The sequence below is a fragment of the Saccharothrix saharensis genome, assembly GCF_006716745.1.
Classification (GTDB): domain Bacteria; phylum Actinomycetota; class Actinomycetes; order Mycobacteriales; family Pseudonocardiaceae; genus Actinosynnema; species Actinosynnema saharense.
The window spans coordinates 218,921-243,794 of record NZ_VFPP01000001.1 but is presented as its reverse complement, the minus strand read 5'-3'; the positions used below and the strand labels follow the sequence as shown (position 1 = coordinate 243,794).

The 24,874-nt window shown below is 72.8% G+C and carries 25 protein-coding genes; 13 read left to right on the top strand and 12 right to left on the bottom strand.

What is annotated here, in order from left to right:
- Positions 1 to 144: 144 nt before the first annotated feature.
- Positions 145 to 1,395: an SGNH/GDSL hydrolase family protein gene (locus tag FHX81_RS00570; protein WP_141974701.1), complete on the bottom strand. Its 1,251-nt coding sequence runs from the start codon at positions 1,393 to 1,395 to the stop codon at positions 145 to 147.
- 213 nt (positions 1,396 to 1,608) lie between these two features.
- On the opposite strand from FHX81_RS00570, the gene FHX81_RS00565 reads away from it, so the two are divergent.
- Positions 1,609 to 2,772, top strand: coding sequence for an endo-1,4-beta-xylanase (locus FHX81_RS00565; RefSeq protein WP_141974700.1), 1,164 nt, complete (start codon positions 1,609 to 1,611; stop codon positions 2,770 to 2,772).
- A gap of 85 nt (positions 2,773 to 2,857) precedes the next feature.
- Here the strand turns inward: FHX81_RS00565 and FHX81_RS00560 are convergent, their stop codons facing one another.
- Complete coding sequence (locus FHX81_RS00560; protein WP_170231869.1) at positions 2,858 to 3,100, bottom strand: DUF3995 domain-containing protein; 243 nt, start codon at positions 3,098 to 3,100, stop codon at positions 2,858 to 2,860.
- A gap of 447 nt (positions 3,101 to 3,547) precedes the next feature.
- Positions 3,548 to 4,789, bottom strand: a complete 1,242-nt coding sequence (locus FHX81_RS00555) for an MFS transporter (protein WP_170231868.1) — start codon at positions 4,787 to 4,789, stop codon at positions 3,548 to 3,550.
- A gap of 59 nt (positions 4,790 to 4,848) precedes the next feature.
- Between FHX81_RS00555 and FHX81_RS00550 the strand changes: the two genes are divergently transcribed.
- The gene (locus FHX81_RS00550; RefSeq protein ID WP_141974697.1) at positions 4,849 to 5,328 is read left to right on the top strand and encodes a helix-turn-helix domain-containing protein; all 480 of its coding nucleotides are present in this window, start codon (positions 4,849 to 4,851) and stop codon (positions 5,326 to 5,328) included.
- On the opposite strand, the gene FHX81_RS00545 is transcribed toward FHX81_RS00550, so the two are convergent.
- The 4 genes from FHX81_RS00545 to FHX81_RS00530 form a co-directional block, all read right to left on the bottom strand.
- Positions 5,322 to 5,468, bottom strand: a complete 147-nt coding sequence (locus tag FHX81_RS00545) for a DUF1059 domain-containing protein (RefSeq protein WP_073892909.1) — start codon at positions 5,466 to 5,468, stop codon at positions 5,322 to 5,324. The two genes, FHX81_RS00550 and FHX81_RS00545, sit on opposite strands and share 7 nt — an antisense overlap.
- A gap of 154 nt (positions 5,469 to 5,622) precedes the next feature.
- Positions 5,623 to 8,376 carry a discoidin domain-containing protein gene (locus FHX81_RS00540; protein WP_141974696.1) on the bottom strand — a complete coding sequence of 918 codons (2,754 nt, stop codon included), beginning with the start codon at positions 8,374 to 8,376 and terminating at the stop codon, positions 5,623 to 5,625.
- Positions 8,377 to 8,626: 250 nt separating this feature from the next.
- Complete coding sequence (locus FHX81_RS00535; protein ID WP_141974695.1) at positions 8,627 to 9,085, bottom strand: pyridoxamine 5'-phosphate oxidase family protein; 459 nt, start codon at positions 9,083 to 9,085, stop codon at positions 8,627 to 8,629.
- A 4-nt stretch (positions 9,086 to 9,089) separates the two neighbouring features.
- Complete coding sequence (locus FHX81_RS00530; RefSeq protein ID WP_141974694.1) at positions 9,090 to 11,141, bottom strand: bifunctional diguanylate cyclase/phosphohydrolase; 2,052 nt, start codon at positions 11,139 to 11,141, stop codon at positions 9,090 to 9,092.
- Between the two features lie 279 nt (positions 11,142 to 11,420).
- Here FHX81_RS00530 and FHX81_RS00525 point away from each other — a divergent pair, with 279 nt between their 5' ends.
- Positions 11,421 to 12,077 carry a thiaminase II/PqqC family protein gene (locus tag FHX81_RS00525; protein WP_141974693.1) on the top strand — a complete coding sequence of 219 codons (657 nt, stop codon included), beginning with the start codon at positions 11,421 to 11,423 and terminating at the stop codon, positions 12,075 to 12,077.
- A gap of 158 nt (positions 12,078 to 12,235) precedes the next feature.
- On the opposite strand, the gene FHX81_RS00520 is transcribed toward FHX81_RS00525, so the two are convergent.
- Together FHX81_RS00520 and FHX81_RS00515 are read right to left on the bottom strand one after the other, a co-directional pair.
- Positions 12,236 to 14,377 carry a putative bifunctional diguanylate cyclase/phosphodiesterase gene (locus tag FHX81_RS00520; protein WP_141974692.1) on the bottom strand — a complete coding sequence of 714 codons (2,142 nt, stop codon included), beginning with the start codon at positions 14,375 to 14,377 and terminating at the stop codon, positions 12,236 to 12,238.
- Between the two features lie 129 nt (positions 14,378 to 14,506).
- A complete protein-coding gene (locus FHX81_RS00515) occupies positions 14,507 to 14,701 on the bottom strand; it encodes a hypothetical protein (RefSeq protein ID WP_141974691.1) in 195 nt (64 codons plus the stop codon).
- Between the two features lie 106 nt (positions 14,702 to 14,807).
- On the opposite strand from FHX81_RS00515, the gene FHX81_RS00510 reads away from it, so the two are divergent.
- The 4 genes from FHX81_RS00510 to FHX81_RS00495 all read left to right on the top strand — a co-directional run bounded on the left by FHX81_RS00510 (position 14,808) and on the right by FHX81_RS00495 (position 18,408).
- Positions 14,808 to 15,977: a metallophosphoesterase gene (locus FHX81_RS00510; protein ID WP_141974690.1), complete on the top strand. Its 1,170-nt coding sequence runs from the start codon at positions 14,808 to 14,810 to the stop codon at positions 15,975 to 15,977.
- Positions 15,978 to 16,175: 198 nt separating this feature from the next.
- On the top strand, positions 16,176 to 16,613 hold the full coding sequence (locus FHX81_RS00505) for a tyrosinase family oxidase copper chaperone (RefSeq protein WP_141974689.1): 438 nt from the start codon (positions 16,176 to 16,178) through the stop codon (positions 16,611 to 16,613).
- 34 nt (positions 16,614 to 16,647) lie between these two features.
- A complete protein-coding gene (locus FHX81_RS00500; RefSeq protein WP_141974688.1) occupies positions 16,648 to 17,469 on the top strand; it encodes a tyrosinase family protein in 822 nt (273 codons plus the stop codon).
- A 27-nt stretch (positions 17,470 to 17,496) separates the two neighbouring features.
- Complete coding sequence (locus FHX81_RS00495; protein WP_141974687.1) at positions 17,497 to 18,408, top strand: NAD-dependent epimerase/dehydratase family protein; 912 nt, start codon at positions 17,497 to 17,499, stop codon at positions 18,406 to 18,408.
- A gap of 46 nt (positions 18,409 to 18,454) precedes the next feature.
- On the opposite strand, the gene FHX81_RS00490 is transcribed toward FHX81_RS00495, so the two are convergent.
- Positions 18,455 to 18,856: a DUF6223 family protein gene (locus tag FHX81_RS00490; RefSeq protein ID WP_141974686.1), complete on the bottom strand. Its 402-nt coding sequence runs from the start codon at positions 18,854 to 18,856 to the stop codon at positions 18,455 to 18,457.
- Between the two features lie 195 nt (positions 18,857 to 19,051).
- Here FHX81_RS00490 and FHX81_RS00485 point away from each other — a divergent pair, with 195 nt between their 5' ends.
- Both FHX81_RS00485 and FHX81_RS00480 read left to right on the top strand, forming a co-directional pair.
- Positions 19,052 to 20,194: a sensor histidine kinase gene (locus FHX81_RS00485; RefSeq protein ID WP_141974685.1), complete on the top strand. Its 1,143-nt coding sequence runs from the start codon at positions 19,052 to 19,054 to the stop codon at positions 20,192 to 20,194.
- The gene (locus FHX81_RS00480) at positions 20,191 to 20,856 is read left to right on the top strand and encodes a response regulator (protein WP_141974684.1); all 666 of its coding nucleotides are present in this window, start codon (positions 20,191 to 20,193) and stop codon (positions 20,854 to 20,856) included. The genes FHX81_RS00485 and FHX81_RS00480 overlap by 4 nt, the downstream gene beginning before the upstream one ends.
- A gap of 28 nt (positions 20,857 to 20,884) precedes the next feature.
- On the opposite strand, the gene FHX81_RS00475 is transcribed toward FHX81_RS00480, so the two are convergent.
- Together FHX81_RS00475 and FHX81_RS00470 are read right to left on the bottom strand one after the other, a co-directional pair.
- A complete protein-coding gene (locus tag FHX81_RS00475) occupies positions 20,885 to 21,136 on the bottom strand; it encodes a hypothetical protein (protein WP_141974683.1) in 252 nt (83 codons plus the stop codon).
- 73 nt (positions 21,137 to 21,209) lie between these two features.
- Positions 21,210 to 21,701 carry a DUF4383 domain-containing protein gene (locus FHX81_RS00470; protein WP_141974682.1) on the bottom strand — a complete coding sequence of 164 codons (492 nt, stop codon included), beginning with the start codon at positions 21,699 to 21,701 and terminating at the stop codon, positions 21,210 to 21,212.
- Between the two features lie 100 nt (positions 21,702 to 21,801).
- On the opposite strand from FHX81_RS00470, the gene FHX81_RS00465 reads away from it, so the two are divergent.
- From FHX81_RS00465 to FHX81_RS00450, 4 genes are read left to right on the top strand one after another with little or no spacing between them, the layout of a single operon-like run.
- On the top strand, positions 21,802 to 22,200 hold the full coding sequence (locus FHX81_RS00465; RefSeq protein WP_141974681.1) for a TOBE domain-containing protein: 399 nt from the start codon (positions 21,802 to 21,804) through the stop codon (positions 22,198 to 22,200).
- Complete coding sequence (gene modA, locus FHX81_RS00460; RefSeq protein ID WP_141974680.1) at positions 22,200 to 22,940, top strand: molybdate ABC transporter substrate-binding protein; 741 nt, start codon at positions 22,200 to 22,202, stop codon at positions 22,938 to 22,940. The genes FHX81_RS00465 and modA overlap by 1 nt, the downstream gene beginning before the upstream one ends.
- On the top strand, positions 22,937 to 23,743 hold the full coding sequence (modB, locus tag FHX81_RS00455; protein ID WP_141974679.1) for a molybdate ABC transporter permease subunit: 807 nt from the start codon (positions 22,937 to 22,939) through the stop codon (positions 23,741 to 23,743). The genes modA and modB overlap by 4 nt, the downstream gene beginning before the upstream one ends.
- On the top strand, positions 23,740 to 24,789 hold the full coding sequence (locus FHX81_RS00450) for an ABC transporter ATP-binding protein (RefSeq protein WP_141974678.1): 1,050 nt from the start codon (positions 23,740 to 23,742) through the stop codon (positions 24,787 to 24,789). The genes modB and FHX81_RS00450 overlap by 4 nt, the downstream gene beginning before the upstream one ends.
- The last annotated feature ends 85 nt before the right edge of the window (positions 24,790 to 24,874 follow it).

Genomic DNA, 24,874 nt, shown 5'->3' with positions numbered 1-24,874 from the left:
GCTCCCAAATCGCACTGTAACGAGCCGTGCACGCAAAGGGGAAGTGTTGGCGGACAACAGTTTCGCATTCGACGCGCATTCGACCGCAATTCGACGAAACGCCCTCCCGACGGCTGCCGGGAGGGCGTTTCGGGCACGCCGGCGCTACAGCACCGACAGGTCCACGGCCTCGGCCATGGCCCGGTAGCCCGCGTCGTTCGGGTGCAGCCGGTCACCGCTGTCGTAGGCGGGCCGCAACGCGTCCGGGTCGGCCGGGTCGGCCATCGCGCGGTCGAAGTCCACGACCGCGTCGAACTCGCCCGACGTCCGGATCCAGTCGTTCACCTGGTCCCGCACCGCCTCGCCGGCCTCGGTGTAGTACGCGGCACCCTTGAACGGCAGCAGCGTCGCGCCGACCATCCGCACGCCCCGCGCACGCGCCTGGCCGATCAGCTCGCGGTACCCCGCGATCACCTGGTCCGCGGTGACCTCCGGGTTGGGCGAGGTGCACTCGATCGGGAACTGGCTGAACCCGATGTCGTTGATGCCCTCCAGCAGGATCACCGTGCGCACGTCGGGCTGCCCCAGCGCGTCCCGCCCGAACCGCGTCGTCGCCTTCTCGCCGAAGCACGCCGAGTCGTTGAGCACCCGGTTGCCGCCGATCCCCGCGTTCACCACGCCCCGCCGCCCGCCCAGCCGCTCGGCCAGCTCGTCCGGGTAGCGGTTGTCGGCGTCCACAGTGGACCCGACGCCGTCGGTGATGGAGTCGCCGAACGCCACCACGACCTCGCGGCGCGGGACGAAGTCGACCACGTCGACGGCGGCGAGGTAGAACCACGACTGCGCCGCCTCGGTGAACGCGTCCGCGGCCACGTCGGCCCGGTGGTCACCGGACGCCCGCCAGCTCGTCGCGCTGGCGAACGCGTGCCCGGTGGCCGGACCGGTCGGCCCGGCCAGGTACAGCGTCACGGTCACCTGGCCCAGCGCCGCCACCGGCAGCGGCGCGAGGTCGCCGGCCACCTCGCCGCCGACCGGCACGGTCACCGAGCGGTGGCCGCGGAAGGACAGGTGCCGCACGGTGCCCGGCCGCACGGCCGCGCCCTGCGCCGTCCGCGCCACCGTCGCGCCGGTGACCACCAGCGGCGACGTGCCGTAGGCGTTGGACAGCCTGATCCGCAGCGCCGCGCCGCCGTCGCTGATCCGCACGACCTGGCGGACGGTGTGGTTGTCGAACCCGGTCACCCCCCAGTTCGGCCCGAGGAACTCCGTCGGCGCGTGCGGCGAGGCGGCCCACGCGGCGTTCCACCCGGGGCCGGGAACACCGGTCGCCCCCGGGACCGGTGCCGAGCCCGCCGCCACCCCGGGAACCAGCGCGATCCCCAGGGCGGCGACGAGCGTTGTCGCCAGTTTTCTCATGTGCGTGACCCCCAGTCACGTAGTAGATCCACTTGCCACGGTAGTCGCCCGGCTCCGGCGCGGCAGGCGGTTCGAGGGTCTGCCAGGCGTCTTGACTGGCTCTTGACGATCGCCCGGCGGCCGTCTTAGGGTCCGGCATCTCGAAAATTGCCGGATCCATGACGAAACTTTCGAACGCCGCCGTCGTAGTCGTCCGAGAAAGCGAAGACCGCCATGAAGTCGATCCGCCTCGTCACCGCCGCCATCGCCGCGGTGGCGTTGACCTCGCCGGCCCTCGTCGCCGCGGCCTCACCCGACCAGGGTGAGGTGTCGGCGGGGCACGCGAAGAAGGACAGCCTCCGCTGGGTGGCGCCGAAGGGGTTCTACATCGGCACCGCCGCGGCCGGTGGCGGGCACCACGAGTCGCAGCCCTACCCCGACCCGTTCACCAAGGACCTCGAGTACCGCTCCGTGCTGGCCAAGGAGTTCAGCTCGGTGTCCGCCGAGAACCAGATGAAGTGGGAGTACATCCACCCGGAGCGCGACCGCTACAACTTCGGCATGGCCGACGCCATCGTGAAGTTCGCGCAGAAGAACCGCCAGGTGGTTCGCGGGCACACGCTGCTGTGGCACAGCCAGAACCCGGAGTGGCTGGAGCAGGGCGACTTCACCGCCGAGGAGCTGCGCGGGATCCTGCGCGACCACATCAAGACGGTCGTCGGCCGCTACAAGGGCAAGATCCAGCAGTGGGACGTGGCCAACGAGATCTTCACCGAGACCGGCGAGCTGCGCACCACCGAGAACATCTGGATCCGCGAGCTGGGCCCCGGCATCATCGCGGACGCGTTCCGCTGGGCGCACCAGGCCGACCCCAAGGCGGACCTGTACTTCAACGACTACAACGTGGAGAGCGTCAACGCCAAGAGCAACGCCTACTACGCGTTGATCAAGGACTTGCAGGCGCAGGGCGTGCCGGTGCACGGCTTCTCCGCCCAGTCGCACCTCAGCACCCGGTACGGCTTCCCCGGTGACCTGGAGACGAACCTGAAGCGGTTCGCCGACCTCGGCCTGGGCACCGCCATCACCGAGCTGGACGTGCGGATGGACCTGCCCGCGGACGGCGTGCCGACCGCGGAGATGCTGGCCAAGCAGGCCGACTACTACAACCGGACGCTGGTCGCGTGCCTCAACGTCGACGGCTGTGACTCGTTCACGATCTGGGGCTTCACCGACAAGTACTCCTGGGTGCCGGTGTTCTTCCAGGGCGAGGGCGCGGCGACGGTGATGTGGGACGACTTCACCCGCAAGCCGGCCTACGACGTCATGCAGTGCACGCTCGCCAAGGAGTCGGTCAAGCGCGGCGAGCGCCACCCGCACCTGCCCGCCTGCGCCAAGTAGCACCACCCGACGCGCGCACGACCGCGTCACGCCACACGTCGGCCCCCGTCCGAACCGAGAGTTCGGGCGGGGGCCGATTCCACGGTCAGCCGCCGAACGCCACCACCGCGCACGACGCGGCCGGCGCCAGGCACAGCGGCGAGCAGGAGCGCGGGTCCAGCCGGGCGGACTCGGTCGACTTCCGGGACGCCGCGACCAGGCCACCCGCACCGCGCAGCGGGAACACCGCCGTCACGCCCGCCGTGCCCACCACGGGCAGCCACGCCGGGCCGGGCACGCCGACGAGATCCGCGCGGCCCGCGACGGGGCAGCCCGCGAGGCCGAGCACCCCACCGTGAGCAGGGCCAACACCGCCATTCGACACCTCCGTGCGCTTACGTCCGGTCGAGTGGCCGCACGCCGGCGCGCGAAACCCGAGGCAGTGACGCACGTCACAGCAGCGCGGGAACACCGGAGCCGACCGGACCGTTGGAACACTCGGTCGGTGCGGTCCGTGTCCCCGGGCCTCACCAAGCGCCTTCGCGGAATACCGTTCGGCTGGAGCCGCGTCGAGCCACTCGCCGAGAGGCGACCGCCGCGCCGACCCCCTTACCTCGCAGCGGCGGGATCTCCGGCGAGCCGGGACCGGCGACCCGCCGCACCCCCGACGTCACGCACTGGACCGGGTCGATCGTGTGGCGCCCTTCCGCGTCCCGCCGGTCGACCGTGCCGGACGCGTGGGTGAATGGGCGCGTCGACGCTGCGGCCGATCAACCCCGGGGCACTGGCCGTGCCGTCACCTCGCCGGCGGCTGTTCAGGCGAACCGGTGCGCACCCGTTCAGCGGCTGCCGCGCCCCGCGCCGCGTCAACGGCAGGTGTGGATGTCGCGTACAGGGCGGCCAACAGGGTCAGCGCGCAGGCGGCGTAGGCGGTCGTGCGCATGGAGGTGATCTCGGCGAGGGCCGGACCGGCCAGGGCGCCGGCGAACGTGGCCGCCGCCTCGCCGGTGAGCATCACGGCGCTGATCCGGCCCAGTACCGCCGTGGGCGTCACGCGTTGCAGGGTCGTCTGCGTGACGACCAGGACCGCCGAGCCGGACAACCCGATCAGCACGGCGGCGGGCAGGGCCCAGGTCAGCGACGTGGACCCGAACAGCAGCACGAACCCCACCGACGTGACGGCGAGCGCACCGCCCAGCACCGCGCCCGTGCGCAGCCGGTCGACCAGCACTCGGCTCGCCGGGGCGCCGACCAGGAACCCGACGCCGAGTCCGGACATCACCAACCCGACCGGCCCGGTGCCGCCGAGCGCGGTGATGCCGAACGGCGTCACGAGCGCGCTGAGCGACGCGTTGGCCGCCAGGAACACGGTGCTCACGACGAGAAGCGTTCTGGCCGTGCGTTCCGACCTGAGAAAAGCAAGCCCTTCCGCCAGTCCCCCGCCCACACCGGTTCGCCGGTCGCTTCCGGGCCGCCGCGCCATCAGCGCGAGCAACGCGGCCGAGACGAGGTAGCTCACCGCGTCCGCGACCACCAGCGCGGGGAACCCCACCAGTGCCGTCGACGCGCCGCCGAGCGGGGCGCCGACCAACCGCGCCACGCCGTCGGTGAGCGAGTTCAAGGCGTTGGCCCCGCTCAACGCCGTGCCGGTGCCGACCACGACCGGCGTGTGCGCCTGGGCCGCCGGTCGGAACACCACCGTCCCCGCGCTCTCCACCACCAGCGCGAGGTAGACCAGCCAGAGGTCGCCGGGATCGCGGGCGAGGAGCAGCAGGAGGACGGCGGCGGCCCGCAGCACGTCGGCCGCGACCATCGCCCGCCGCCGGTCCCACCGGTCGGCCAGTACCCCCGCGACCGGGCCGAGCGCCACCAGCGGCAGGAACTCCGCGGCCAGCGCCGCGCCCGACGCCAGCAGCGAACCGGTCAGGTGGAAGACGTGCGCGGGCACCGCGACGACGAGCAGCCAGGTGCCGAACACGCTGACCGTCCGTGCCGCCCAGAGCAGGCGGAAGTCGCGTACGCGCAAAGCGGTGATCACCCCGCTGACTATCCCGTGAGAATAGTCAGCGCGGGTAGTGTTCTGACAGAATAAACCGCATGGCGGACGAACTCGGCGGGCGGCTTCGAGCGCTGCGCGCCGCCAGTGGGCGCACGGTGGCCGCGGTCGCCGCCGATGCGGGGCTCTCGGTGCCGTACGTGGCGAACCTGGAGAACGGCCGGGGCAACCCGACCGTGGCCGCCCTCACCCGGTTGGCGCAGGCGCTGGGCACGCGGCTGACCGTCGGGTTCGGCGACACCGGGGAACCGCCGTCGCCACTGCCCGCCGCGCTGGTCCGCCTGGGCCGCACGCCGTCGTTCCGCCGCGAGGTCCACGCCTGGGCCGAGGTGACCGGCCAGGACGCGGACGAGCTGGCCGGGCGGCTGCTGGACGTGCTGTCCCGCCTGTCCGCCCTCACCGGCCGGGAACTCACCGAGCGCGACCGGCTGCGGCTGCTCGACGCCCTGCTGCTGATCGCGCTGCACCCCGACCCGGGCGAGACGGCCCGGATCGAGACGGCCCGGAACGAGGATCAGTAGGCCATGAACAGGATCTCGTCGCGCGAGTAGTCGTGGCCGGGGTGGTTCTCCTTGAGGTGCTGCTGGGTCTTCGCCACCAGGTCGTCCTCGTCCTGCCCCGTGATGTGCTCGCCACAGGGGCAGGTGATGTTCCGCTTCATCGCAATCCTCCGCTGGTGATCTCTCCCGACCGACTCTACTCAACGTGACGACACCGTGACGACGTTGTCGTCCGTTCGGGTTCGGGGCCCTGCTCACGCGGCCGGGGGTGGCCGCGCCGGCGTCGTTGCCGCACGACCACCCCCGGCCGAGGCGTCAGCCCGCGTACGCCTCGAACTCGGCGAGTTGGGCGGCCGGCCAGCCCGTGTTGCCGGTGACGGTCAGCCGCAGGTAGCGGTGGTTCGCCGCGACCGGGACGCTCACCTGGTTGCCCGACGCCGGGTCGAACCGGAACCCGGCCGACGCGACGAGCGGGCTGTAAGCCGAGCCGTCCGCGCTGCCGGACACGCCCAGGGTCTGCGTGCGGGCGGCCCACGCGGCGGCCGGCGGCAGCTTCAGCACGATCCGGTTCACCGCGACGCGACTGCCCAGGTCGACCGTGAACGTCTGCGGGAACGCGTTGTTCGGGCTCTCCCAGTAGGTGTTCACGTCGCCGTCCACCGCGTTGCCGCCCGGGAAGCCGCCGTTCGCCGCGGCCTGGACCGGCTTGCCACGCGCCACGTTGCCGGTCGGCTGGGCGGTGGTCGTGGTGGTGGTGGTCGTGGCGGCGCCCGCGTACACCTCCAGTTCGGCCAATTGCGCGGCCGGCCAAGCGGTGTTGCCGGTGAACGTCAGCCGCAGGTGGCGGTGGGTACCGGAGACCGGGATCGTGACCTGGTTGCCGGACGCGGGGTCGAACCGGAACCCGGCCGACGCCACGAGCGGGCTGAAGGTCGTGCCGTCCGCGCTGCCGGACACGCTCACGGTCTGCGTGCGGGCCTCCCACGCGGAGGGCGGCGGGAGCTTCAGCACGAGGCGGCCGACGTTCTCCGACCGTCCCAAGTCGACGGTCAACGACTGCGGGAACTGGTTGTTCGCGCTCTCCCAGTAGGTGTTCGCGTCACCGTCGACGGCTTGGGCGGCCGGGAAGCCGCCGTTCGCGGTGGACGCGGCGACCGCCCTGCCCCGGGCCAGGTTGCCGCCCGGCGGGACGGTGGTGGTCGTCGTGGTCGTGGTGGTGGTCGGCGGGGTGGTCGTCGGGTCGCTGTAGATCGGGTCCGGCCACGGTCCGCAGTACGCCGGGCCGTCCCAGCCGGAGTTGCCCACGCCCCTGGTGATCTGGAACGCGTTGTCGCCCAGGCAGCTGTAGACACCGGCCCGGCCCAGGCCGGTCGCGGTGACGTTGGTGAACGAGGCCGCGCCCGGCGACTGGAGCTGGATGCCGAACGTCCCCGCGCCGTTGATGCGCACGCCGTCGAAGTGGACGTTCGTGATGGTGCCGCTGATGAACTGGATGGCCTCGTAGTTGCTGTCGACCAGGTCGGTGTCGGTGACGTCGATCCGGCCGGTCATCGCGCCGTCGCGGGCGTCGAACCACAGCGCGCCGACGCCGAACTGCCAGTTCGAGTCGAGCACGCCCGCGCGCAGCGTGGTGTTCCTCGACAGGGTGGTCGTGCCGGACAGCGGCACCGAGGAGAAGCGGTTGCCGACGTGGATGCCACCGCCTTGGTCCTGGGTGTCGGCCACCACGTTCTCGGTGGCCACGTTGTCGCGGCCGCCGTAGATCGCGATGCCGTTGGCCTTCATCGGCACGACCACCGTGTTGCGGCGGATCGTGTTGTCATGGTCCGCCTGGTGCTCGGACCAGAACGCGATGCCGTCGTCGCTGATGTTGCGGAACAGGTTGTGCTCGATCAGCACGTCGCTGATGCCGCGGTGCAGGTTCATGCCGTCGGCGAGCTGGTCCACGACCTTGTTGCCGCGGATGGTGAGGCCGGAGAACGGGCCGTCCAGCCACAGGCCGACCTTGGTGTGCTGCAAAAACATCCCGGAGATGACCGAGCCGCCGCCCAGCGCGCCGCCGATGGCGTTGGTCTGGTCGCAGTCGACCCGGTTGGTGACCTCGCCGATGATCGCGAAGTCGTGCAGGCCGACGCGGGTGCTCACGCCGGAGTTGCCGCCCTGGCCGCAGCTCGACGGCTCACCGAGGCCGTAGAAGCCGACCCGGTCGCCCGTGACCACGCTGTGCCAGTGGCCGGCGCCGCGGACGGTGACCTGGTCGACGGTGATGTGCTTGGTGACGGTGAACCGGCCGGCCGGGATCCACACCTCGCGGCCGGAGGCCTTCGCGGCGGCCACCGCGGCGTCGAAGGCGGCGTTGTCGTTCGAGCCGTCGTTCGGCGTGGCGCCGTGCTCGGTGACGGAGACCGAGTTGGCGGGCCGCGTCGCGGCCGGCGCGACGAGCTCGAAGTCGGCCAGGTCGATGGTGTAGGACGGCGCGGTGTCGCCCGCGTCGACCTGCAGCTTCACCTTCGACCCCGCGGCGAGGGTGCGCGGGAACAGGGCGCGGGTGGAGTCGTAGAGGTGGTGCGGCTTGCCCTGGTTCGGGTCGTTGGCGTAGGGGTAGCCGCCGTAGCGCCACGCGTACTTCGACGTGAGCGTGAGGCTGCCGGTCTTCGTGCCGTCGAGGTACAGCGACAGCGGCGCGGTGATGCCCGCGCCGCCGTTGCCGTCCGGGATGCTGTAGCGGATGTCGATCGAGTTCGCGGGCTCGGTGAGGGTGAACTCGACGTACCGGCCCTGACCGGACAGCGTCACGGCGCGGCGGCCGGACGCCTCGCCCTCCAGCGTGCCCTGGCGGCGGCCGGGGCCGATCTTCGTGCCGTTCGTGGCGGCGGACTCGGCCTCGTGCTCGACGAACGGCACGTCCGCGCCGCGGCCGGGGATGTCGAACGGTGACGTGGGCGCCGCGGCGACCTGGGCGGCGACCTCGTTCGGCGCGACCGCGACCGCCGTCGCGGCCAGCAGGGACGTGGCCACCGCCGCCGCGCCGAGCGCCAGGGGACGCCGGAGGGTGGGGTTGACTCGCATGGGTTCAGCCCTTCGTTGGACGGGACCGCACGGGCAGGGGTGTCACAAGGTGTGGCGTGGCGCACACCATAAGCAGCGACGCCCGGAGCCCGCAATATCTCTACGAGTTAACGCAAAAACCTGACTAGAGGCAGTGTTGACAGACGCAGCGATTTCACTACCACGACAGGGCACGTGGCCAGGTCATTCGACGGGTGAGCGGGCCGCGCGAGGACCTGACCACGCAAACCGCTTGCGTGCTCTTGCAGCGTCAGTAAGCGCCGCTCAGCTTGCGGTGGTCCCAGGAGACGGTCGAGGTCGGCGCGAACCGCAGCCCCACCCGCTTCACCGCCTGCGCGGCCACGAACGCGTCCAGCTCCGGGCCGCTGTGCCCGGAGTACCGGGCCGCCACCGCCGCGCCGATCCGGGCGACCTCGGCCTGCTCGGTCACCAGCCGCGCGTCGCACTCCATGGTCACGCCGCGCAGCTGGTCGTAGGTCTCCCCCGCCTCCAGCTGGAGCGTCGCCTCCGGCTTGCGGCGCAGGTTCGCCACCTTCTGCGACGCCCGGTACGTCCAGCCGACCAGCTCGCCGTCCTCCACCACGAACCACAGCGGCACGAGGTGCGGGCGTCCGTTCGGGCCGAGGGTGGCCACCGTGACCACGCGCTGCTCCTCCAGGAACGCGCGCACCTCGTCCGTCGTCATCGTGATCGAAGCCCGGCGTGACATGGCGTCAGGATAGGCGGCTGTCCTCGCGCGGCGCGGGCCCGGCGTTCAGGTTGCCGACCACGCCCTTCTCCAGCAACGCCAGGAACACGTCCACCAGGTCCGGGTCGAACCGCGCGCCGCGACCGGCCCGCAGCTCCCGCACCGCCTGCTCATGGGTCAACGCGCGCCGGTGCGGCCGGTCGGCGCGCATCGCCGCCCACGCGTCGCACACGGACAGGATCCGCGCCTCGATGCGGATGGTGTCGCGGGTCAGGCCGTTCGGGTAACCCGCGCCGTCCCACCGCTCGTGGTGCTGGCGGATGACCTCGGCCACCTCGCCGTGGTCCGGCAGCACGCTCACCATCCGCGCGCCGCTGTCGGGGTGCTCGTGCAGCAGGTGCCACTGCTGGTCGGTCAGCGGACCGGATTCGGTGAGCAGGTCGTCGGGCAGCACGATCATGCCCACGTCCAGCAGCCGTCCCGCGCGGTGGGCGTTGTGGATCTCGGCCGGGTCCCGCTTGAGGTGGTCGGCGACGGTGCGCGCCCACTCGGCGATGGCCAGACTGCGCCCGGGACTGGCCACGCGCAGGTCGACCAGGTCCGCGACCTGGTTCAGGTAGTCCACCGCGACGTCCTCCCGGTGTTCGGTGAGCGATGTGCCACCGGCGACCGCCCGGTCCCGGCCGAGGTCCTTGGCCAGGTACAGCGCGCGGTCAGCGGCGGACACCAACGCGGACGCGGTGCCGTAGTGCGGCGCGAACGCGGCGGTGCCGGCGGAGAGCGTAACCGTCACCGATCTCCGACCGCTCACAGCGATCGGATGGTGGGAGACGCCGTGCCGCAACCGTTCCGCGAGCCGGCCCGGGTTCTCCGCGTCGGCACCGGTCGCGATCAGCGCGAACTCCTCGCCGCCGTACCGGGCGAGCACCCGGCCCGGCCCGGCGATCGCGCGCAGCCGGTTCGCCACCTCGACCAGCACCCGGTCGCCCGCCGGGTGCCCGAACCGGTCGTTGATCGACTTGAACCGGTCCACGTCGAGGATCACCACGCCCAGCGGGCCGCCGGTGCGCCGGGCCCGGGACACCTCGTCGGCCAGGCGCGCCTCGAAGTAGCGGCGGCTGCGCAACCGGGTGAGGCTGTCGGTGATGGCGAGCCGGCGCTGGTCCACGGCCAGGCCCGCGAGCCGGGTCGCGGTCAGCGCGAACAGCACCGCGCAGCCCGCCGCGATCACCGGCACGTCCCGGCGCACGTCCTGCGCGTGCTGCACGAGCAGCAGCAGCGGGCCGATCAACGCGCCGGCCGACAGGATCGCGAGCCGCGGCCAGCTCAACCGCAGCGCGGGCACGTCCACCGCCTGCGCCATCCGGCCCATCGACGGGTGCAGCGCGCACGCGCCCAGCGCGAGGTTGCCGGTCAGCCAGATCGCGTCCAGGAAGTTGCCCGCCTCGTAGCTGAGGTCGAGGCGCTGCAACACGTACACGGTGTCGGCGGTGAGGATGGCGGCCAGCCACAGGGCGAGCAGCGCGAACGAGCCGTCACGCCGGCCCGCGCCGAACAGCAGCCGCAACGACACCAGCAGCAGCACCAGGTCCATCAACGGGTAGGCCAGCGACACCATCTCGACCAGCACCGGCGTGCCGAGCCGGGTCTGCGGGCCGATCACGAACACCCACGACAGCAGGCCCGCCACCACGGTGAGCGAGACCGCGTCGAGCAGGCTGGGCAGGTCGCGGTCGGAGCGGCGCTGCCGGATGAGCATGAGCAGGCCGACCACGACCAGCGGGTAGTGGCCCAGGTAGAACGCGTCGGCGACGGCCGGGTAGCTGGCGTCGTCGAGCACGTAGTGCGCGATGTAGAACGCGGCGTCGGCGAGGGCGTAGACGAGCTGGCTCAGGCCGAGCACGAGCCACGGCGCGCGGGGCTCGGGCCGGTTGCGCCGCACGCCCCACCAGACGGCGAGCGCGGCGGACGTGCTGACCGCGCAGTAGACGACCACCCGGAGCGGAATCGTGCCCACGAAGATCGGCAGGGCGTAGTAGACCCCGACCGATAACAGGCCGAAAGCCAGGTAACCCATCCACAGCTGATGTTGTTTTCCGATTGGGATTCCGCGGTTTTCGACCGACGTGGCTCCGGCGACGCGCAAACCCGGCTCTCCCTAGTGAGGCAACGCTGACGTTCGACAAGGCGGAGCCATGAGACCGGAAAGGGGGGTCCGCGTCAATCCCTGTTGCCGAGTCTTCATCCGTGCGGCCGGCGCGCAGGCGGTCCCGGACGACTCTATAGAGTGCCTAATGGTCATGCCGCCGTCGCCGGTGACGTGCGGTGGGGTGCGGTGCCCGGACGAGGGGGAACGATGGCGAAGGACGCGAAAGGCCTGTTGGAGCGGGTGCGCGCGGAGTTGAAGCGGGACGGCGGGTCGAACCGGCTGGTGCCGTTGATCGCCTCCGGCGAGGCTTCGTCGGCGGCGTTGCGGGCGTTGGCGGCCGAGGAGCACCGCATCGTGCACAGCGATTGGCGAGCGTTCCTCACTTTGGCGGCGCAGTCCCCCGTGCCGGCGCAGCGCGAGTTCTTCGCCATGGTCGCGGGCGGTGAGGGGTTGGCGTTGGCCAAACTCGCCGATTTCGCGTCGGCGTGCGGCCTGACCCCGGATGACGTGGCCGCGTACCGGCCGTTGCCGGGATGTCAGGCATATCCGTCGTACGTGGCCAGGCTGGCGTTGGACGGCAATCCGCACGATGCGCTCCTCGCGATTCTGGCGAACTTCGCGGAATGGGGTGGCTATTGCGCGACGATCGCCGCCGCGTTGCGCGAGCACTACGGTTTCGACGACGCCGGCTGCGCGTTCTTCGACTTCTTCGCCGAACCCGCCCCCGAACTGGACGCCCTCGGCCTGCGCGCCCTGACCGACGTCCTCGCCACCGGCTGGACCCCCGACGGCGCCCTCCCCGCCGCCCACCTCCTGCACTCCTACGAGCTGATGTTCTGGAACACCCTGGCCGACCTCCCCTGACCCGAGAGTCGAACGCTCAGGTCCCGAGTGTCGAACCTCTAGGACCACTGAGTTCTACGTTCAGGTACCGCCGACCGTTCAACGCCGGGGACCTGAACGGGGAACTCGGGGGTCCTGAGCGTTCGACACTCGGGACCCGGGGGTTCGACACTCGGAGGTCAGTGGGGGACGGAGGGTTGGGCGTCCCAGTTCTCGGCCAGGTCGGGGCGGCCGAAGAGGTAGCCCTGGGCGTAGGCGCAGCCGGCGTTGCGCAGCCAGTCGGCCTGGGCCTGGGTCTCGATGCCCTCGGCGACGGTGTGCGCGCCCAGGACCTCGGCCAGGTCGATGATGCACCGCACCACGCCCGCGGTGCGGCCGGTGTCGGACAGCGCCCCGGTGAACGAGCGGTCGATCTTCACCACGTCGAACGGGTAGCGCTGCAGGTAGCTCAACGACGAGTAGCCGGTGCCGAAGTCGTCCAACGCCACCCGCACCCCCGTCTCCCGCACCTCCATCAGCCCGCGCATCGCCGCGCCGTCGGCCCACACCGACTCGGTCACCTCGATCGTCAACCGCTCCGGCGGCAGCCCGGTGGTCTTGAGCACCCGGTCCAACGACGGCAGGAACGCGGGCGCGGAGAGCTGCCGGGTCGACACGTTCACCGTCACGCCGAGCGCCCGGCCCTGCTCACGCCACCGCATCGCCTGCTCGCACGCGCCGGCCAGCACCTTGTTGCCCAGCGGCACGATCAGCCCGGTCTCCTCGGCCAACCCGATGAACTCGCCGGGCCCGAGCAGCCCGTGCCCCGGCCGCTGCCACCGCACCAACGCCTCCGCGCCCGCCGCCGCCGACGTCGCCAGGTCCACGATCGGCTGGTAGTGCAGCACGAGCTGGCCGTCGGAGACGGCCGTGCGCAGGTCGGACTTGTCGCGCTGGCGGGCCAGCACCTGCTCCCCCATCTCGGGCCGGAACAGCCGGATCCGCCCGCCGCCCTCGCGCTTGGCCACGTACATCGCGGTGTCCGCGTCACGCAGCAGGTCCGCCGTCCCGACGCCCGGTGCCGACACCGCGATGCCGACGCTGGCCCGGATCACGGTCTCGTGCCCCAGCCCCGTCAACGGCCGCGCCAGTTCGGACAGGATGCGGGTCGCCAGCCGGGCCGACTCGCGCACGTCGTGCCCCTGCGCGAGCACCGCGAACTCGTCGCCGCCCAGCCGCGCCGCCGTGGCCACCCGGCCGGTCGCGCGGCTGATCCGCTCGGCCGCCGACACCAGGTACCAGTCGCCCGCCTCGTGCCCCTCGGCGTCGTTGACCTCCTTGAACCCGTCGAGGTCCATCACCAGCAGGCCCACGGCCTCACCGGCCAGCAGCGCCTCGTCGACCAGGTGCAGGAAGTGGGTGCGCCCGGCGAGCCCGGTCAGCTCGTCCCGCTCGGCCCGGCTGCGCAGCGCGTCCTCCAGCTCACGGCGCTTGCTCACGTCCAGCGCGGTGACCAGGGTGTGCTGCTCCGAGACGTGCTCGACGGGCACGGCGTGCACCGCGAGCACGCCGGTCGAGCCGTCCGGGCGGGTGACGCGCACCTCCACCGCGTCGTCGGCGGAACGGCAACCGCGCGCGCAGTCGGTGATGTCCGGGCCGTGCGGGCACGGCACCCGCCCGGTTCCGGCCGCGGGCCACGCGAGCAGCTCCCGCGCCCGGTCGTTGTGCAGCCTGGGCGCGCCGTCGCCGTCGACCAGCACCAACCCGATCGGGCTGGCCCGCACCACCGCCTCGACGGTGCGGTGCGCGTCCAGCACGAGCCGCCCGGAGCGGGCGGTCTCGTGCAGCGCCATCGACGCGACCACCAGGCCCACCAACGGCATCACCACGGAGGTGACGAGCGGGGCGGTCACCGCGACCGGTGTCACGGTGATCCAGACCGCGAAGCCGCTCAGGTACCCCAGCAGCGCGGGCACCGACTGCACCGGGAACCGCTCGTCCTCGCCGCGCAGCGCCCGCCGCACGGTGACCGCGAACAGGAAGCCGATGATGGGCTGCGGGTTGGGCAGCACGAACACCGCGCCGTGGGCGACCACGCACTCCGCCAGCGCGACGAGCCAGCCACCTCGCTTCGGCCGCAGCCACCACGTCAGCAGCACGACCAGGACCAGGGCGGCGAGCACCACCCGGCCCGGCCGGACGCCCACGAACGCCAGTTGCAGGGCGAACGCGACGCAGGTGACCCACGAGTAGACCTCGGTCAGCAACCCGATCCAGCGCAGCGCGGGACGACCGGGTGACGAGAGCGGGTCGTCCACCACGGTGCGGGTTGGACGAGCCACGCCCGGTTACCCCCAAGTCAAGCGGCGATCGACTGAACACCCACGCGGAAGATCGAACTATCCATACCGGTGTTCACGTTCTCAACCGCCATTCGGGTGAGTCCACTATGGACCTCCCGTGAGCACCGCTCAGGAGCCCGGGGTGGCACCCTCCGGCGGCTCGCTGTCGGGCAGCGGGTCGGGCGTGGCCTCGGCCAGGTCGGCGGCCACGTTCTTGGCCTCGTCGATCGTGCGCTGCGACTCGGCCAGCCGCGCGTCCTCCTCCGGCGTCTCGACCCGGAAGGCGTCCGGCGGGTGGGTGTCGCGTTCGTGCTCGTCAGCCATGTGATCAGGATTGCCGCGCGAGCGGAGGCCAAACTTGGACACGGGCCGCGCGGCGGGCTACCGTCGATAAGAGCCCGCTGGTCCGTAAAGCCGTCGAGGAGAGCCGATGTCGAGCACGACCGCGCCGCCCCGCCCGTCGACGCGGCGACGCGTCACGTTCGCGGCGGTGCTCCTCACGGTGACCGCGCTGCTGTTCTGGGTGCCCTGGACGGGACTGCTCGCGCCGGGCGCGCGGTGGCCGTGGCCGGTGCAGGTCCTCGGCACGGCGTTCTTCGTCGTCACGTCGGTGGCGTTCCCGCTGCTGCTGGTCCGCGCGCACGGCCGCCGCCACTCCGACCGGGCGTCCCGGATCGCGCACCTGGTGCTCGGCATCGCGTGGGTCTTCTTCGCGTGGACCGCGATCACGCACGTGCTGCGGCTCGTGCTGGCGGTCGCGGGCGTGGAGAACCCGTTCCGAGCGCGGTTCGTGGCGGTCGTCCTGCTCGTCGTCGGCGTCACGCTGGTGGCCCACGGCCTGCGCGAGGCACGTCGGGTGCCGAGGGTGAAGCGGACCGACGTGGTGCTCCCCCGTGTGGACCGGGCGTTCGACGGGCTCACCATCGCGGTGCTCGCGGACACCCACTACGGCGCGATCGACCGCACGAAGTGGTCGGTGGGCACGGTCGCGGCGGTGAACGCGCTGGAGCCGGACGTCGTCGTGCACGTCGGCGACATCGCCGACGGCACGGTGGCGCAGCGCCGGGGCCAGGCCGCCGCGCTGGGGGACGTCCGGGCACGGCACCGGTTCTACGTGTCCGGCAACCACGAGTACATCTCCAACGCCCAGGCCTGGCTCGACCACATGGCCGAGCTGGGCTGGACCAGCCTGCACAACCAGCACCGCGTGCTGGAGCGCGGCGACGCGCGGCTGGTGTTCGCGGGCGTGGACGACGTCACGGGCGCGCACTCGGGCGAGGCGGGCCACGGCGCGGACCTCGACGCGGCGCTCGCGGGCACGCGGGCCGACGACCCGGTGGTGCTGCTGGCGCACCAGCCGAGCGAGATCGACAAGGCGGTCGCGAAGGGGGTCGACCTCCAGCTGTCCGGGCACACGCACGGCGGCCAGATCTGGCCGTTCCACCTGCTGGTGCGGTTGCAGCAGCCGGTGCTGGCGGGCCTGAGCCGCCACGGCGAGCGCACCCGGCTCTACACCAGCCGGGGGGCGGGGTTCTGGGGCCCGCCGCTGCGCGTCTTCGCGCCGAGTGAGATCTCGCTGCTGACGCTCCGCTCCGCCTGACGGACCGCACGCCCAGCCGGACGGGCACTTCGGGGATTTCGGCCCCACCCACACAGGTGCATGGCTCACACGAACGGGTGAGCGCCGTTGTTGGGAGGCACACCACAGTCGCACGCTCGGCGAGAAGAGGGACGGTCGGTCGCGGTCACGACGCCGTTGGGGGACCTCGACACACCCGATGCCGTCCGAAGGACTGCCATGAACGACCTATCCCGCCGGGACGTGTTCCGCCACGGCGCCGCAGCCGCCCTGATCGCCGTCACCGCGACCGGGCTCGCGGGACTCGCCTCGTCCGGTGCGACCGCGGGCCCGAACCGGGCCGCCGCCCAGGCCGATCCCCGCGACTTCGAGGAGAACTACAAGGGCAAGAAGATCAAGGGCGAGCACGACAAGGAGCGCGGCAAGCACAAGGTCCACATCAACGGCCGCAAGCTCGGGGTCGTGCAGGTCCGGCTCCCCGTCGCGCCCGACTCGACCGAGACCTACCTCGCGGTGCTCAGCACGCTCAACCACTTCGACCCCATCCCGCTGGACGAGGGCGACAACCGCGACGGCCTCAAGAAGCTCGCGCGGCTCGCCGTGGACCAGCTCGGCGACCAGGAGCTGACCCGCGACGCCGACCACGAGCACCCCTGATCCGCGCTCGACCGCCCCCGAGAGGACCGAGCACATGGGCACCCGCAAGAGCGCGGCCGCACTGACCGCCACCGAGAAGTCCGACTTCGTCGCCGCCGTGAAGGCGTTGAAGGCGAAGGCCGACGGCCGCAACTACGACTGGTTCGTCCGCACGCACATGGACTACTTCAGCACCGTCGACAGCCACAACTACGCGCACCAGTCGTCGTCGTTCCTGCCGTGGCACCGGCGGTACCTGCTGGAGCTGGAGAACGCCCTCAAGGCGATCAACCCGGCGGTGAACCTGCCGTACTGGAACTGGACGGCCAACCGCTCCACCACCGGCGCGCCGTTCACGTCCGACTTCATGGGCGGCAACGGCTCCGGCGGCAACGGTCCCGTCACCAGCGGCCCGTTCGCCGGCTCCGCGCAGTGGCGGATCAACGTCAGCGCCACGACCTCCACGTCGCTGCGGCGGGCCATGACGCTGCGCGGCTCGCTGCCCACGACCTCCGACGTCGACGGCGTGATGGGCGTGTCGACCTACGACACGTCGCCGTGGAACTCCTCGTCCAGCAGCGGCATGCGCAACCGCATGGAGGGTGGCCTGTCGCCGAACCTGCACAACCGGGTCCACGTGTGGGTCGGCGGGCACATGGCGCAGGTCGACTCGCCGAACGACCCGGTGTTCTTCCTGCACCACTGCCACGTCGACCGGCTGTGGTCGCGCTGGCAGGAGCGCTGGGGCTTCGACTCCGCCCGGTACCTGCCGGGCGGCGGCGTCGCGAACGTCGTGGACGTCGACGAGGTGCTGCAGCCGTTCGGCGTCACCGTGGCCTCGGTCCTGGACCACCGCGGCAGCTACACCTACGCCTGATCGCCGCCGAACGGGCATGATCGACCCGTGCGCGTTCTGGTGGTGGGTGCGAGCGGGTTGATCGGGCAGCACGTCGTCGAGCGGCTGCGGGCACGGGGGCACGGGGTGACGACGGCCGCGCGGACCGCGCGGGACGGCGTCGACCACGCCCTCGACGCGACCTCGGCGACCGAGGAGGAGTTCCGGGCGTTGCTCGCGGGCCACGACGGCGTCGTGTTCGCGGCCGGCGCGGACGACCGGGACGTGCCGCGCGCGCCCGCGTACCCGGTGTTCCACCGGGGCAACGTCGCACCGGTCGTGCGGCTGCTCACGGCCGCGCGGCAGGAGGGGCTGAGCCGGGCCGCGGTGCTCGGGTCGTACTACACGCACTTCCACCGCGGGCACCCCGAGTGGCGGCTGACCGAACGCCACCCGTACATCCGCAGCCGGGTCGAGCAGGCGCGGGCGGGCCGGGAGGCGGCCGGCCCGGACCTGCCGGTGGCCGTGCTGGAGCTGCCGTTCGTGTTCGGCCGGGCGGGCGACCGGCTGCCGAACTGGTCGGGCCCGCTGGACAGGTGGGCCCGGTCCCGGTCGCCGCTCGTCGCGCCGCCGGGTGGCAGCGCCGCCACGACCGCCGCGCACGTGGCGGAAGTGGTGACCGACGCGCTGGAGCGGGCGTCGGGCGCGGACATCCCGGTGGCGCTGGAGAACCTGACGTGGTCGGACATGATCGGCCGCATCGCCGCCGCCACCGGCCACGACCGCCCGGTGCGCCGGCTGCCGGGCGCGGTGGTGCGGACGGCGTTGCGGTTGACCGGGGTGGTGCAGGGGCTGACGGGGCGGCAGTCCGGGATCGACCCGGCCCACGCCGGCAACCTGCTGCTGCGGGAGCTGTTCGTCACCCCGAGCCGACCGGGCTCGGTGGACGAGGCGCTCGCCGAGACGTTCCCGCGGACGTAGTGCCGCGCACGCGTGCGGCCGACCCAGCGGTCGGTGTCCGCGGCGGTCAGCCGACCGGCTCGGGACGCCGCGAGCGGGTCAGCACCAGCAGTCCCAGGACCACGGCGACCACACCGAGCACCGCGGCCGCGGCCGCACCGACCACACCGTTGCCGCTGCCGGGTCCGCCGTCCGCGACCGCCAGGTCGACCGCGCCGTTGACCCCGCCGAGCAGGCCGGCGGCCAGCGCCACCACAGCTCCCCTCGTGCCGCGGTGGCCGCCGCGGCGGGCGGAGCGGACCCACGCCGACGCCCCGGCGACAACGCCGACCAGCGACACCAGTGCGGCGACGCCGGCCCAGACCCTCTTGGGGGTGCCGACGAAGTTGTCGACACCTTGGTTCGCGCACTCGGCGGCGGTCGAGCAGACCTGACCGGCGGCCGCGGTGAACGTGAGCACGACGGACATGGGGTTTCTCCTCCTGCTTCCGGCTGGACGTCGCCGTGATCCTGTCCGCCGGACCCGCCGCCGGTCGTCCTGCCCACGTGGGCATTCCGCCCTGCCGCGGCTGCCGCAGGAACGGCGCGACTACCGCGTGCGCGGTAGTCGACGATCATCCGCACGCAGGACTCGCCCGCGCGAACGCCCGGTTAGGGTGCCCGCATGAGCAGCGGGCGGTCGGGTCGGAAGACGGCTGTCGGAGACGGGGCGATCGCCGCCGGAGTGGCGGCGATCCTGCTGGTGAACGGACTCTCGGAGCGGCACCCGGCATCGGGTTCCGCCGTCGTTGGCGTCGTGCTCCTGGTGGTGGGCGGTGGTGCGCTGGCCGCGCGCCGCCGGGCTCCGATCACCGTGCTGGCCGTCACCGGGCTGTGCGCGGTCGGCTCCCAGGCGCTGGGGTTCGACGTGCCCGCGGTGGCGTACCTGATCGCGGTCTACACCGCCATGCGGGCCGGGCACCGCCTCGCCGTCGTGGCGGGATCGGTGGCCCTGCTGGCCGCGCTGCCGTTCGCGGTCGTGGTGGCCACGCCGGGCGGGTCCGCGGGTGAGGCGTTCGCTCAGGCCCGCGGCGTGCTGGAGCTGGCCTGGCTGATCGCCGCGGCCGCCGCCGGTGAGGCGCTGCGCCAGGCCGAGCGCCGGGCGGACGAAGCCGAGCGCACCCGCGAGGAGACCGCGCGGCGCCGCGCCGACGAGGAACGGCTGCACATCGCGCGGGAGCTGCACGATTCGCTCACCCACCAGATCTCCGTGATCAAGGTGCAGGCCGAGGTGGCGGTCCACCTTGCGGGTCGGCGGGGTGAACAGGTGCCGGAAGCGCTGCTGGCGATCCGTGAGGCCGGGCGTGAGGCGTCCCGGGAGCTGCGCGCGACCCTGGAGGCGCTGCGCGACGACGCGGGACCCGACGGCGGGAACCCGCCGTACGGGCTGGACCACGTCACGGAACTGGTGCGACGGGCGCGGACGACCGGCCTCGACGCGACGCTGACGATCGAGGGACGCCGCGACGGCGTGCCGGCCGCGGTGGAGCGGGCCGCCTACCGGATCGTGCAGGAGTCGCTGACGAACGTCGCCCGGCACGCCGCCGCGGCCACCGCGTCGGTCCGGATCGACTACCGCCCCGATGCCCTGGTCATCCGGGTCGACGACGACGGGAGCGCCGAGTCCGGGACCGCGCCGACCCCCGGTGTCGGGCTGCTCGGCATGCGCGAACGGGTCTCCGCGCTCGGGGGCAGCCTGCGAGCGGCTCCCCGCCGCGGGGGCGGCTTCACCGTCCAGGCCGAACTGCCCGTGGAGCGCACGCCGTGATCCGCGTCCTGCTGGTGGACGACCAGCCGCTGATCCGCAGCGGCTTCCGCGCGCTCCTCGACATCGAGGACGACATCGAGGTGGTGGCCGAGGCCGCCGACGGCAGCCGGGCCCTCGCGCTGGTCCGGGAGCACCTGCCCGACATCGTGCTCCTCGACGTGCGGATGCCGGTCATGGACGGCATCGAGGCGACCCGGCGCATCGCCGCGGACCCGGCTCTGGCGTCGGTGCACGTCGTCATCCTGACCAACTACGGCCTGGACGAGTACGTCTTCAACGCGCTGCGGGCCGGCGCGGCCGGGTTCCTGGTCAAGGACATCCAGCCGGAGGACTTCCTGCACGCCGTCCGGGTCGCCGCGCGCGGCGACGCCCTGCTCGCGCCGTCCATCACCCGCAGGCTGATCCACCGCTACGTCAGCCGACCGCAGCCCTCCCCCGGCCGCGCCACGGCGCTCGAGGAGCTGACCAACCGCGAGCGAGAGGCGGTCGCGCTGGTCGCGCAGGGGTTGTCGAACGACGAGGTCGCCGACCGGATGGTGATCAGCCCGCTGACCGCGAAGACCCACGTCAACCGCGCCATGACGAAGCTGCACGCGCGCGACCGCGCCCAGCTCGTGGTCTTCGCCTACGAATCCGGTCTGGTGGCCCGGCACGACTCCTGACGGCCGCGCCGGGCGCGCGGGACGTCAGTCAGTAGGCCCGGCGGCCGGTGTGCGGGGCGTCGTAGTCGTAGTCGTCGTCCTCGGGCACGTCGAACGGCAGGGGCCGGTTGGTCCACGAGTCGACGACCACGACGATGGCGGCGCAGACGATGACGACGACGCCGACCCAGGCCAGGCCACCCCAGATCAGGATGCCCGCGATCAGCACCAACGGCAGGACCATGAACAGGCAGAACGGGTCCACTCGCCCGAAATGCCGCTGTCCTCCGGAACTCGCCATCTACGCCCTCCCAGTCAAGCGCCTCCCCGGGTGAACTTACGCGACGAGCCCCCCGCACCGGTCAACCGGGCGGTCACGCGCCGCGCTGTTCGCGGCCGGGGTACCGGCCTCGGGCGCGTTCGAAGACCGTGGCGAGCACGGCCGCGATGATCATGCCGGCTCCGAGGCCGAGGTGCAGCAGGTTGTCCGCGGCGTTGAACGGCGCGAAGTTCGCCGCGCCGCCCTCGTGGTCGATCGAGTGCACGACCGACCCGTAGACCCACAGCACCAGGTAGAGGAACCCACCGGCGCCCAGGAACAGGCGTGACGCGCCCCGCGAGGACGCCGCCAGGATCCCGGCCACGCCGAACAGCAGGTGCAACGCGTTGTGCAGCACCGACACCTGGAACAGGCCGAACAGGAGCGCTTCGGAGTGCGGTCCGGCGAAGCGGAGGCCGTCGAGGGCGGTCGTCACGCCCGGCACGAAGCCCAGCACCCCCACCAGCAGGAACACCGCGCCGACGAACAGCGCGAGCCCCTGGACGGGGCGGCGGCGGGTGCCGACGCGGTCGGTCGAGGTCGTCATGGCAGGTCCTCCGATCAGGGCGTGTGCTGGGCGTACCCGGCGGTTGTCGGGTGAAACCAAGATCACATTTCTCCGCGGGTGCGGAGTTACAATGCTCGACGTGCCGAATCTGCGGATCAGCGATGCCGCCGCCCTGCTGGGGGTCAGCGACGACACCGTGCGCCGGTGGATCGAGCAGGGCCGGCTGGCCGAGGTGCAGCTCGCCAGCGGGCGCAAGGGCGTCGACGGCCGCGAGCTGGCCGAGTTCGCCCAACGCCTGGCCGAGGCGCCCGAGCCCGGCGTCACGGTGGCGGCGTCGGCCCGCAACCGGATGCGGGGGATCGTCACGCGCGTGGTCAAGGACGGGGTGATGGCGCAGGTCGAGCTGCAGGCCGGGCCGTTCCGGGTGGTGTCGCTGATGAGCCGCGACTCCGCCGACGAGCTGGGCCTGGAGATCGGCAGCGTGGCGGTCGCGTCGATCAAGTCCACGCACGTCGTGGTCGAGATCCCGGAGGCGTGATGCGGCCGTTCGCGCTGGTCGTCCTGCTGGTGCTGGTCGGGTGCGGCGCGCCGGGCAGCGCCGCGGACGGCCGGGTCACGGTGTTCGCGGCGGCGTCGCTGACCGAGGCGTTCACCGAGCTGGCCGAGGACTTCGAGGCTGCCCACGCCGGGGTCGACGTGGTGCTGAACTTCGCCGGCAGCTCGGCGTTGGCGCAGCAGATCGGGCAGGGCGCGCCGGCGGACGTGTTCGCTTCCGCCTCACCCGCGACCATGGACCAGGTCGTGGCCGCGAACGCGACGGCCGCCGGACCCGTCACGTTCGCGCGCAACCGGCTGGAGATCGCGGTGCCGGCGGGCAACCCGGCCGGGATCACCGGGCTGGCCGACTTCGCCGACGCGGAGGCCAAGATCGCGTTGTGCGCGGAGCAGGTGCCGTGCGGGGCGGCGGCGAAGCGGGCGTTCGAGGCCGCCGGGGTGACGCCGCGGCCGGACACCCTGGAGCAGGACGTGAAGGCGGTGCTGACCAAGGTGCGGCTGGGCGAGGTGGACGCGGCGCTGGTCTACCGGACCGACGTGCGGTCGGCCGGCGGTGAGGTCGAGGGCATCGCGTTCCCGGGGGCCGACGACACGGTCACCGACTACCCCATCGCGCCGTTGGCCAGGGCGCGCAACGCGGACGGCGCGCGGGGGTTCGTCGCGCACGTGCGGTCCGACCGGGGTCGGGCGGTGCTCGCCGCGGCCGGGTTCGACGCGCCGTGAGGTCGGCCCGCCGTCGGACCGGTGGCCGGCTGCCCGCGGCGCTGGTGCTGCCGGCCGTGCTCGGGCTCGCGTTCCTGCTCGTCCCCCTGGTGGGGCTGCTGGCCCGCGCGCCGTGGAGCACGTTGCCGTCGCGGCTGTTCAGCGCATCGGTCGGTGAGGCGCTGCGGCTGTCCCTGGTGTGCGCGAGCCTGGCGACGGTGGTGTGCCTGGTGCTGGGCGTGCCGCTGGCGTGGCTGCTGGCGCGCGGCGACGTGCCGGGGCGGGGCGTGCTGCGGGCGCTGGTGACGGTGCCGCTGGTGCTGCCGCCGGTGGTCGGCGGGGTGGCGTTGCTGTTCGTGCTCGGCCGGCGCGGGCTGGTCGGGCAGCACCTCGACGCGTGGTTCGGCGTCTCGCTGCCGTTCACCACCGCCGGGGTGGTGCTGGCCGAGGCGTTCGTGGCGATGCCGTTCCTGGTCATCTCGGTGGAGGGCGCGTTGCGCGCGGCCGACCCGCGCTACGAGGAGGCGGCCGCGACGTTGGGCGCGTCGCGCTGGCTGGCGTTCCGGCGGGTCACATTGCCCTCGATCCTGCCGGGAGTGGTCGCGGGCACGGTGTTGTGCTGGGCGCGGGCGTTGGGCGAGTTCGGCGCCACCATCACGTTCGCGGGCAACTTCCCCGGCGAGACGACCACCATGCCGTTGGCCGTCTACCTGGCCCTGGAGACCGATCCGGACGCGGCGATCGTGCTGAGCGTGGTGTTGCTGTTGGTGTCGGTCGGCGTGCTGGCCGCGCTGCGGGACCGGTGGGTGAGCGGGCCGTCATGACGCTGCACGCCGACCTGCGGGTCACCCGCGGCGCGTTCCGGCTGGCCGCGGAGCTGGTGGTGGAGCCGGGCGAGGTGGTCGCCCTGCTCGGCCCGAACGGCGCGGGCAAGAGCACCGCGCTGCGCGCCCTGGCCGGGCTGCTGCCGTTGACCGGCGGCCACATCCGGCTCGGCGAGCGGACGTGGGACGCGCCGCCGGACGTGTTCCACCCCGCCGAACGACGTCCGATCGGCGTGGTGTTCCAGGACTACCTGCTGTTCGCGCACCTGTCCGCGCTGGAGAACGTCGCTTTCGGACCGCGTGCGCGCGGTGCCGGCCGTGCGGCGGCGCGGGCCGAGGCCGCGCGGTGGCTGGAACGGGTCGGGCTGGCCGGGCACGCCAGGGCCAAGCCGCGCACGCTGTCCGGCGGGCAGGCGCAACGCGTCGCGCTGGCCCGCGCCCTGGCCACCGGTCCGGACCTGCTGCTGCTCGACGAGCCGCTGGCCGCGCTGGACGCCGCCACCCGGCTGCACGTGCGCGCCGAGCTCGGCCGCCACCTGCGCGACTACCCCGGCCACACCCTGCTGGTCACGCACGACCCGCTGGACGCGATGGTGCTGGCCGACCGGCTCGTGGTCCTGGAGCACGGCGAGGTGGTGCAGCAGGGCACGCCGACCGATGTCGCCCGCCGGCCGCGCACCGACTACGTCGCCGACCTCGTCGGCCTCAACCTGTACCGCGGCACGGCGCACGGCACGGCGGTGGAGTTGGCCGGTGGCGGCACGCTCACCATCGCCGCGCCGGCGACCGGGCCGGTGCACGTCGTGTTCCCGCCCAACGCGGTCGGCCTGCACCCCGAGCACCCGACCGGCAGCCCGCGCAACGCGTGGCGCGTCACCGTGGCGGGGATCGAGCAGCACGCGCACACCACCCGCGTGCGGCTGGACGGTGTGCCGCCCGTGCTGGCCGACGTCACCACGGCGACCGTCGCCGACCTCCGGCTCCGGCCCGGCGACGAGCTGTGGGCCGCCGTCAAGGCCACCGAGCTGCACGCCTACCCGTCTTAGCAAGTGTGAGTGACCAACCACTCTTATCGCCCACCTGCTTGACATACGGCCTGGCTGCAGCGTTCACTGACTAGTAAGTGACTGA

Coding starts and splice junctions, on each gene's coding strand:
- FHX81_RS00570 (WP_141974701.1), bottom strand. CDS start 1,395: ATGAGAAAACTGGCGACAACGCTCGTCGCCGCCCTGGGGATCGCGCTG.
- FHX81_RS00565 (WP_141974700.1), top strand. CDS start 1,609: ATGAAGTCGATCCGCCTCGTCACCGCCGCCATCGCCGCGGTGGCGTTG.
- FHX81_RS00550 (WP_141974697.1), top strand. CDS start 4,849: ATGGCGGACGAACTCGGCGGGCGGCTTCGAGCGCTGCGCGCCGCCAGT.
- FHX81_RS00545 (WP_073892909.1), bottom strand. CDS start 5,468: ATGAAGCGGAACATCACCTGCCCCTGTGGCGAGCACATCACGGGGCAG.
- FHX81_RS00540 (WP_141974696.1), bottom strand. CDS start 8,376: ATGCGAGTCAACCCCACCCTCCGGCGTCCCCTGGCGCTCGGCGCGGCG.
- FHX81_RS00535 (WP_141974695.1), bottom strand. CDS start 9,085: ATGTCACGCCGGGCTTCGATCACGATGACGACGGACGAGGTGCGCGCG.
- FHX81_RS00530 (WP_141974694.1), bottom strand. CDS start 11,141: ATGGGTTACCTGGCTTTCGGCCTGTTATCGGTCGGGGTCTACTACGCC.
- FHX81_RS00525 (WP_141974693.1), top strand. CDS start 11,421: ATGGCGAAGGACGCGAAAGGCCTGTTGGAGCGGGTGCGCGCGGAGTTG.
- FHX81_RS00515 (WP_141974691.1), bottom strand. CDS start 14,701: ATGGCTGACGAGCACGAACGCGACACCCACCCGCCGGACGCCTTCCGG.
- FHX81_RS00510 (WP_141974690.1), top strand. CDS start 14,808: ATGTCGAGCACGACCGCGCCGCCCCGCCCGTCGACGCGGCGACGCGTC.
- FHX81_RS00505 (WP_141974689.1), top strand. CDS start 16,176: ATGAACGACCTATCCCGCCGGGACGTGTTCCGCCACGGCGCCGCAGCC.
- FHX81_RS00500 (WP_141974688.1), top strand. CDS start 16,648: ATGGGCACCCGCAAGAGCGCGGCCGCACTGACCGCCACCGAGAAGTCC.
- FHX81_RS00490 (WP_141974686.1), bottom strand. CDS start 18,856: ATGTCCGTCGTGCTCACGTTCACCGCGGCCGCCGGTCAGGTCTGCTCG.
- FHX81_RS00485 (WP_141974685.1), top strand. CDS start 19,052: ATGAGCAGCGGGCGGTCGGGTCGGAAGACGGCTGTCGGAGACGGGGCG.
- FHX81_RS00475 (WP_141974683.1), bottom strand. CDS start 21,136: ATGGCGAGTTCCGGAGGACAGCGGCATTTCGGGCGAGTGGACCCGTTC.
- FHX81_RS00470 (WP_141974682.1), bottom strand. CDS start 21,701: ATGACGACCTCGACCGACCGCGTCGGCACCCGCCGCCGCCCCGTCCAG.
- modA (WP_141974680.1), top strand. CDS start 22,200: ATGCGGCCGTTCGCGCTGGTCGTCCTGCTGGTGCTGGTCGGGTGCGGC.
- FHX81_RS00450 (WP_141974678.1), top strand. CDS start 23,740: ATGACGCTGCACGCCGACCTGCGGGTCACCCGCGGCGCGTTCCGGCTG.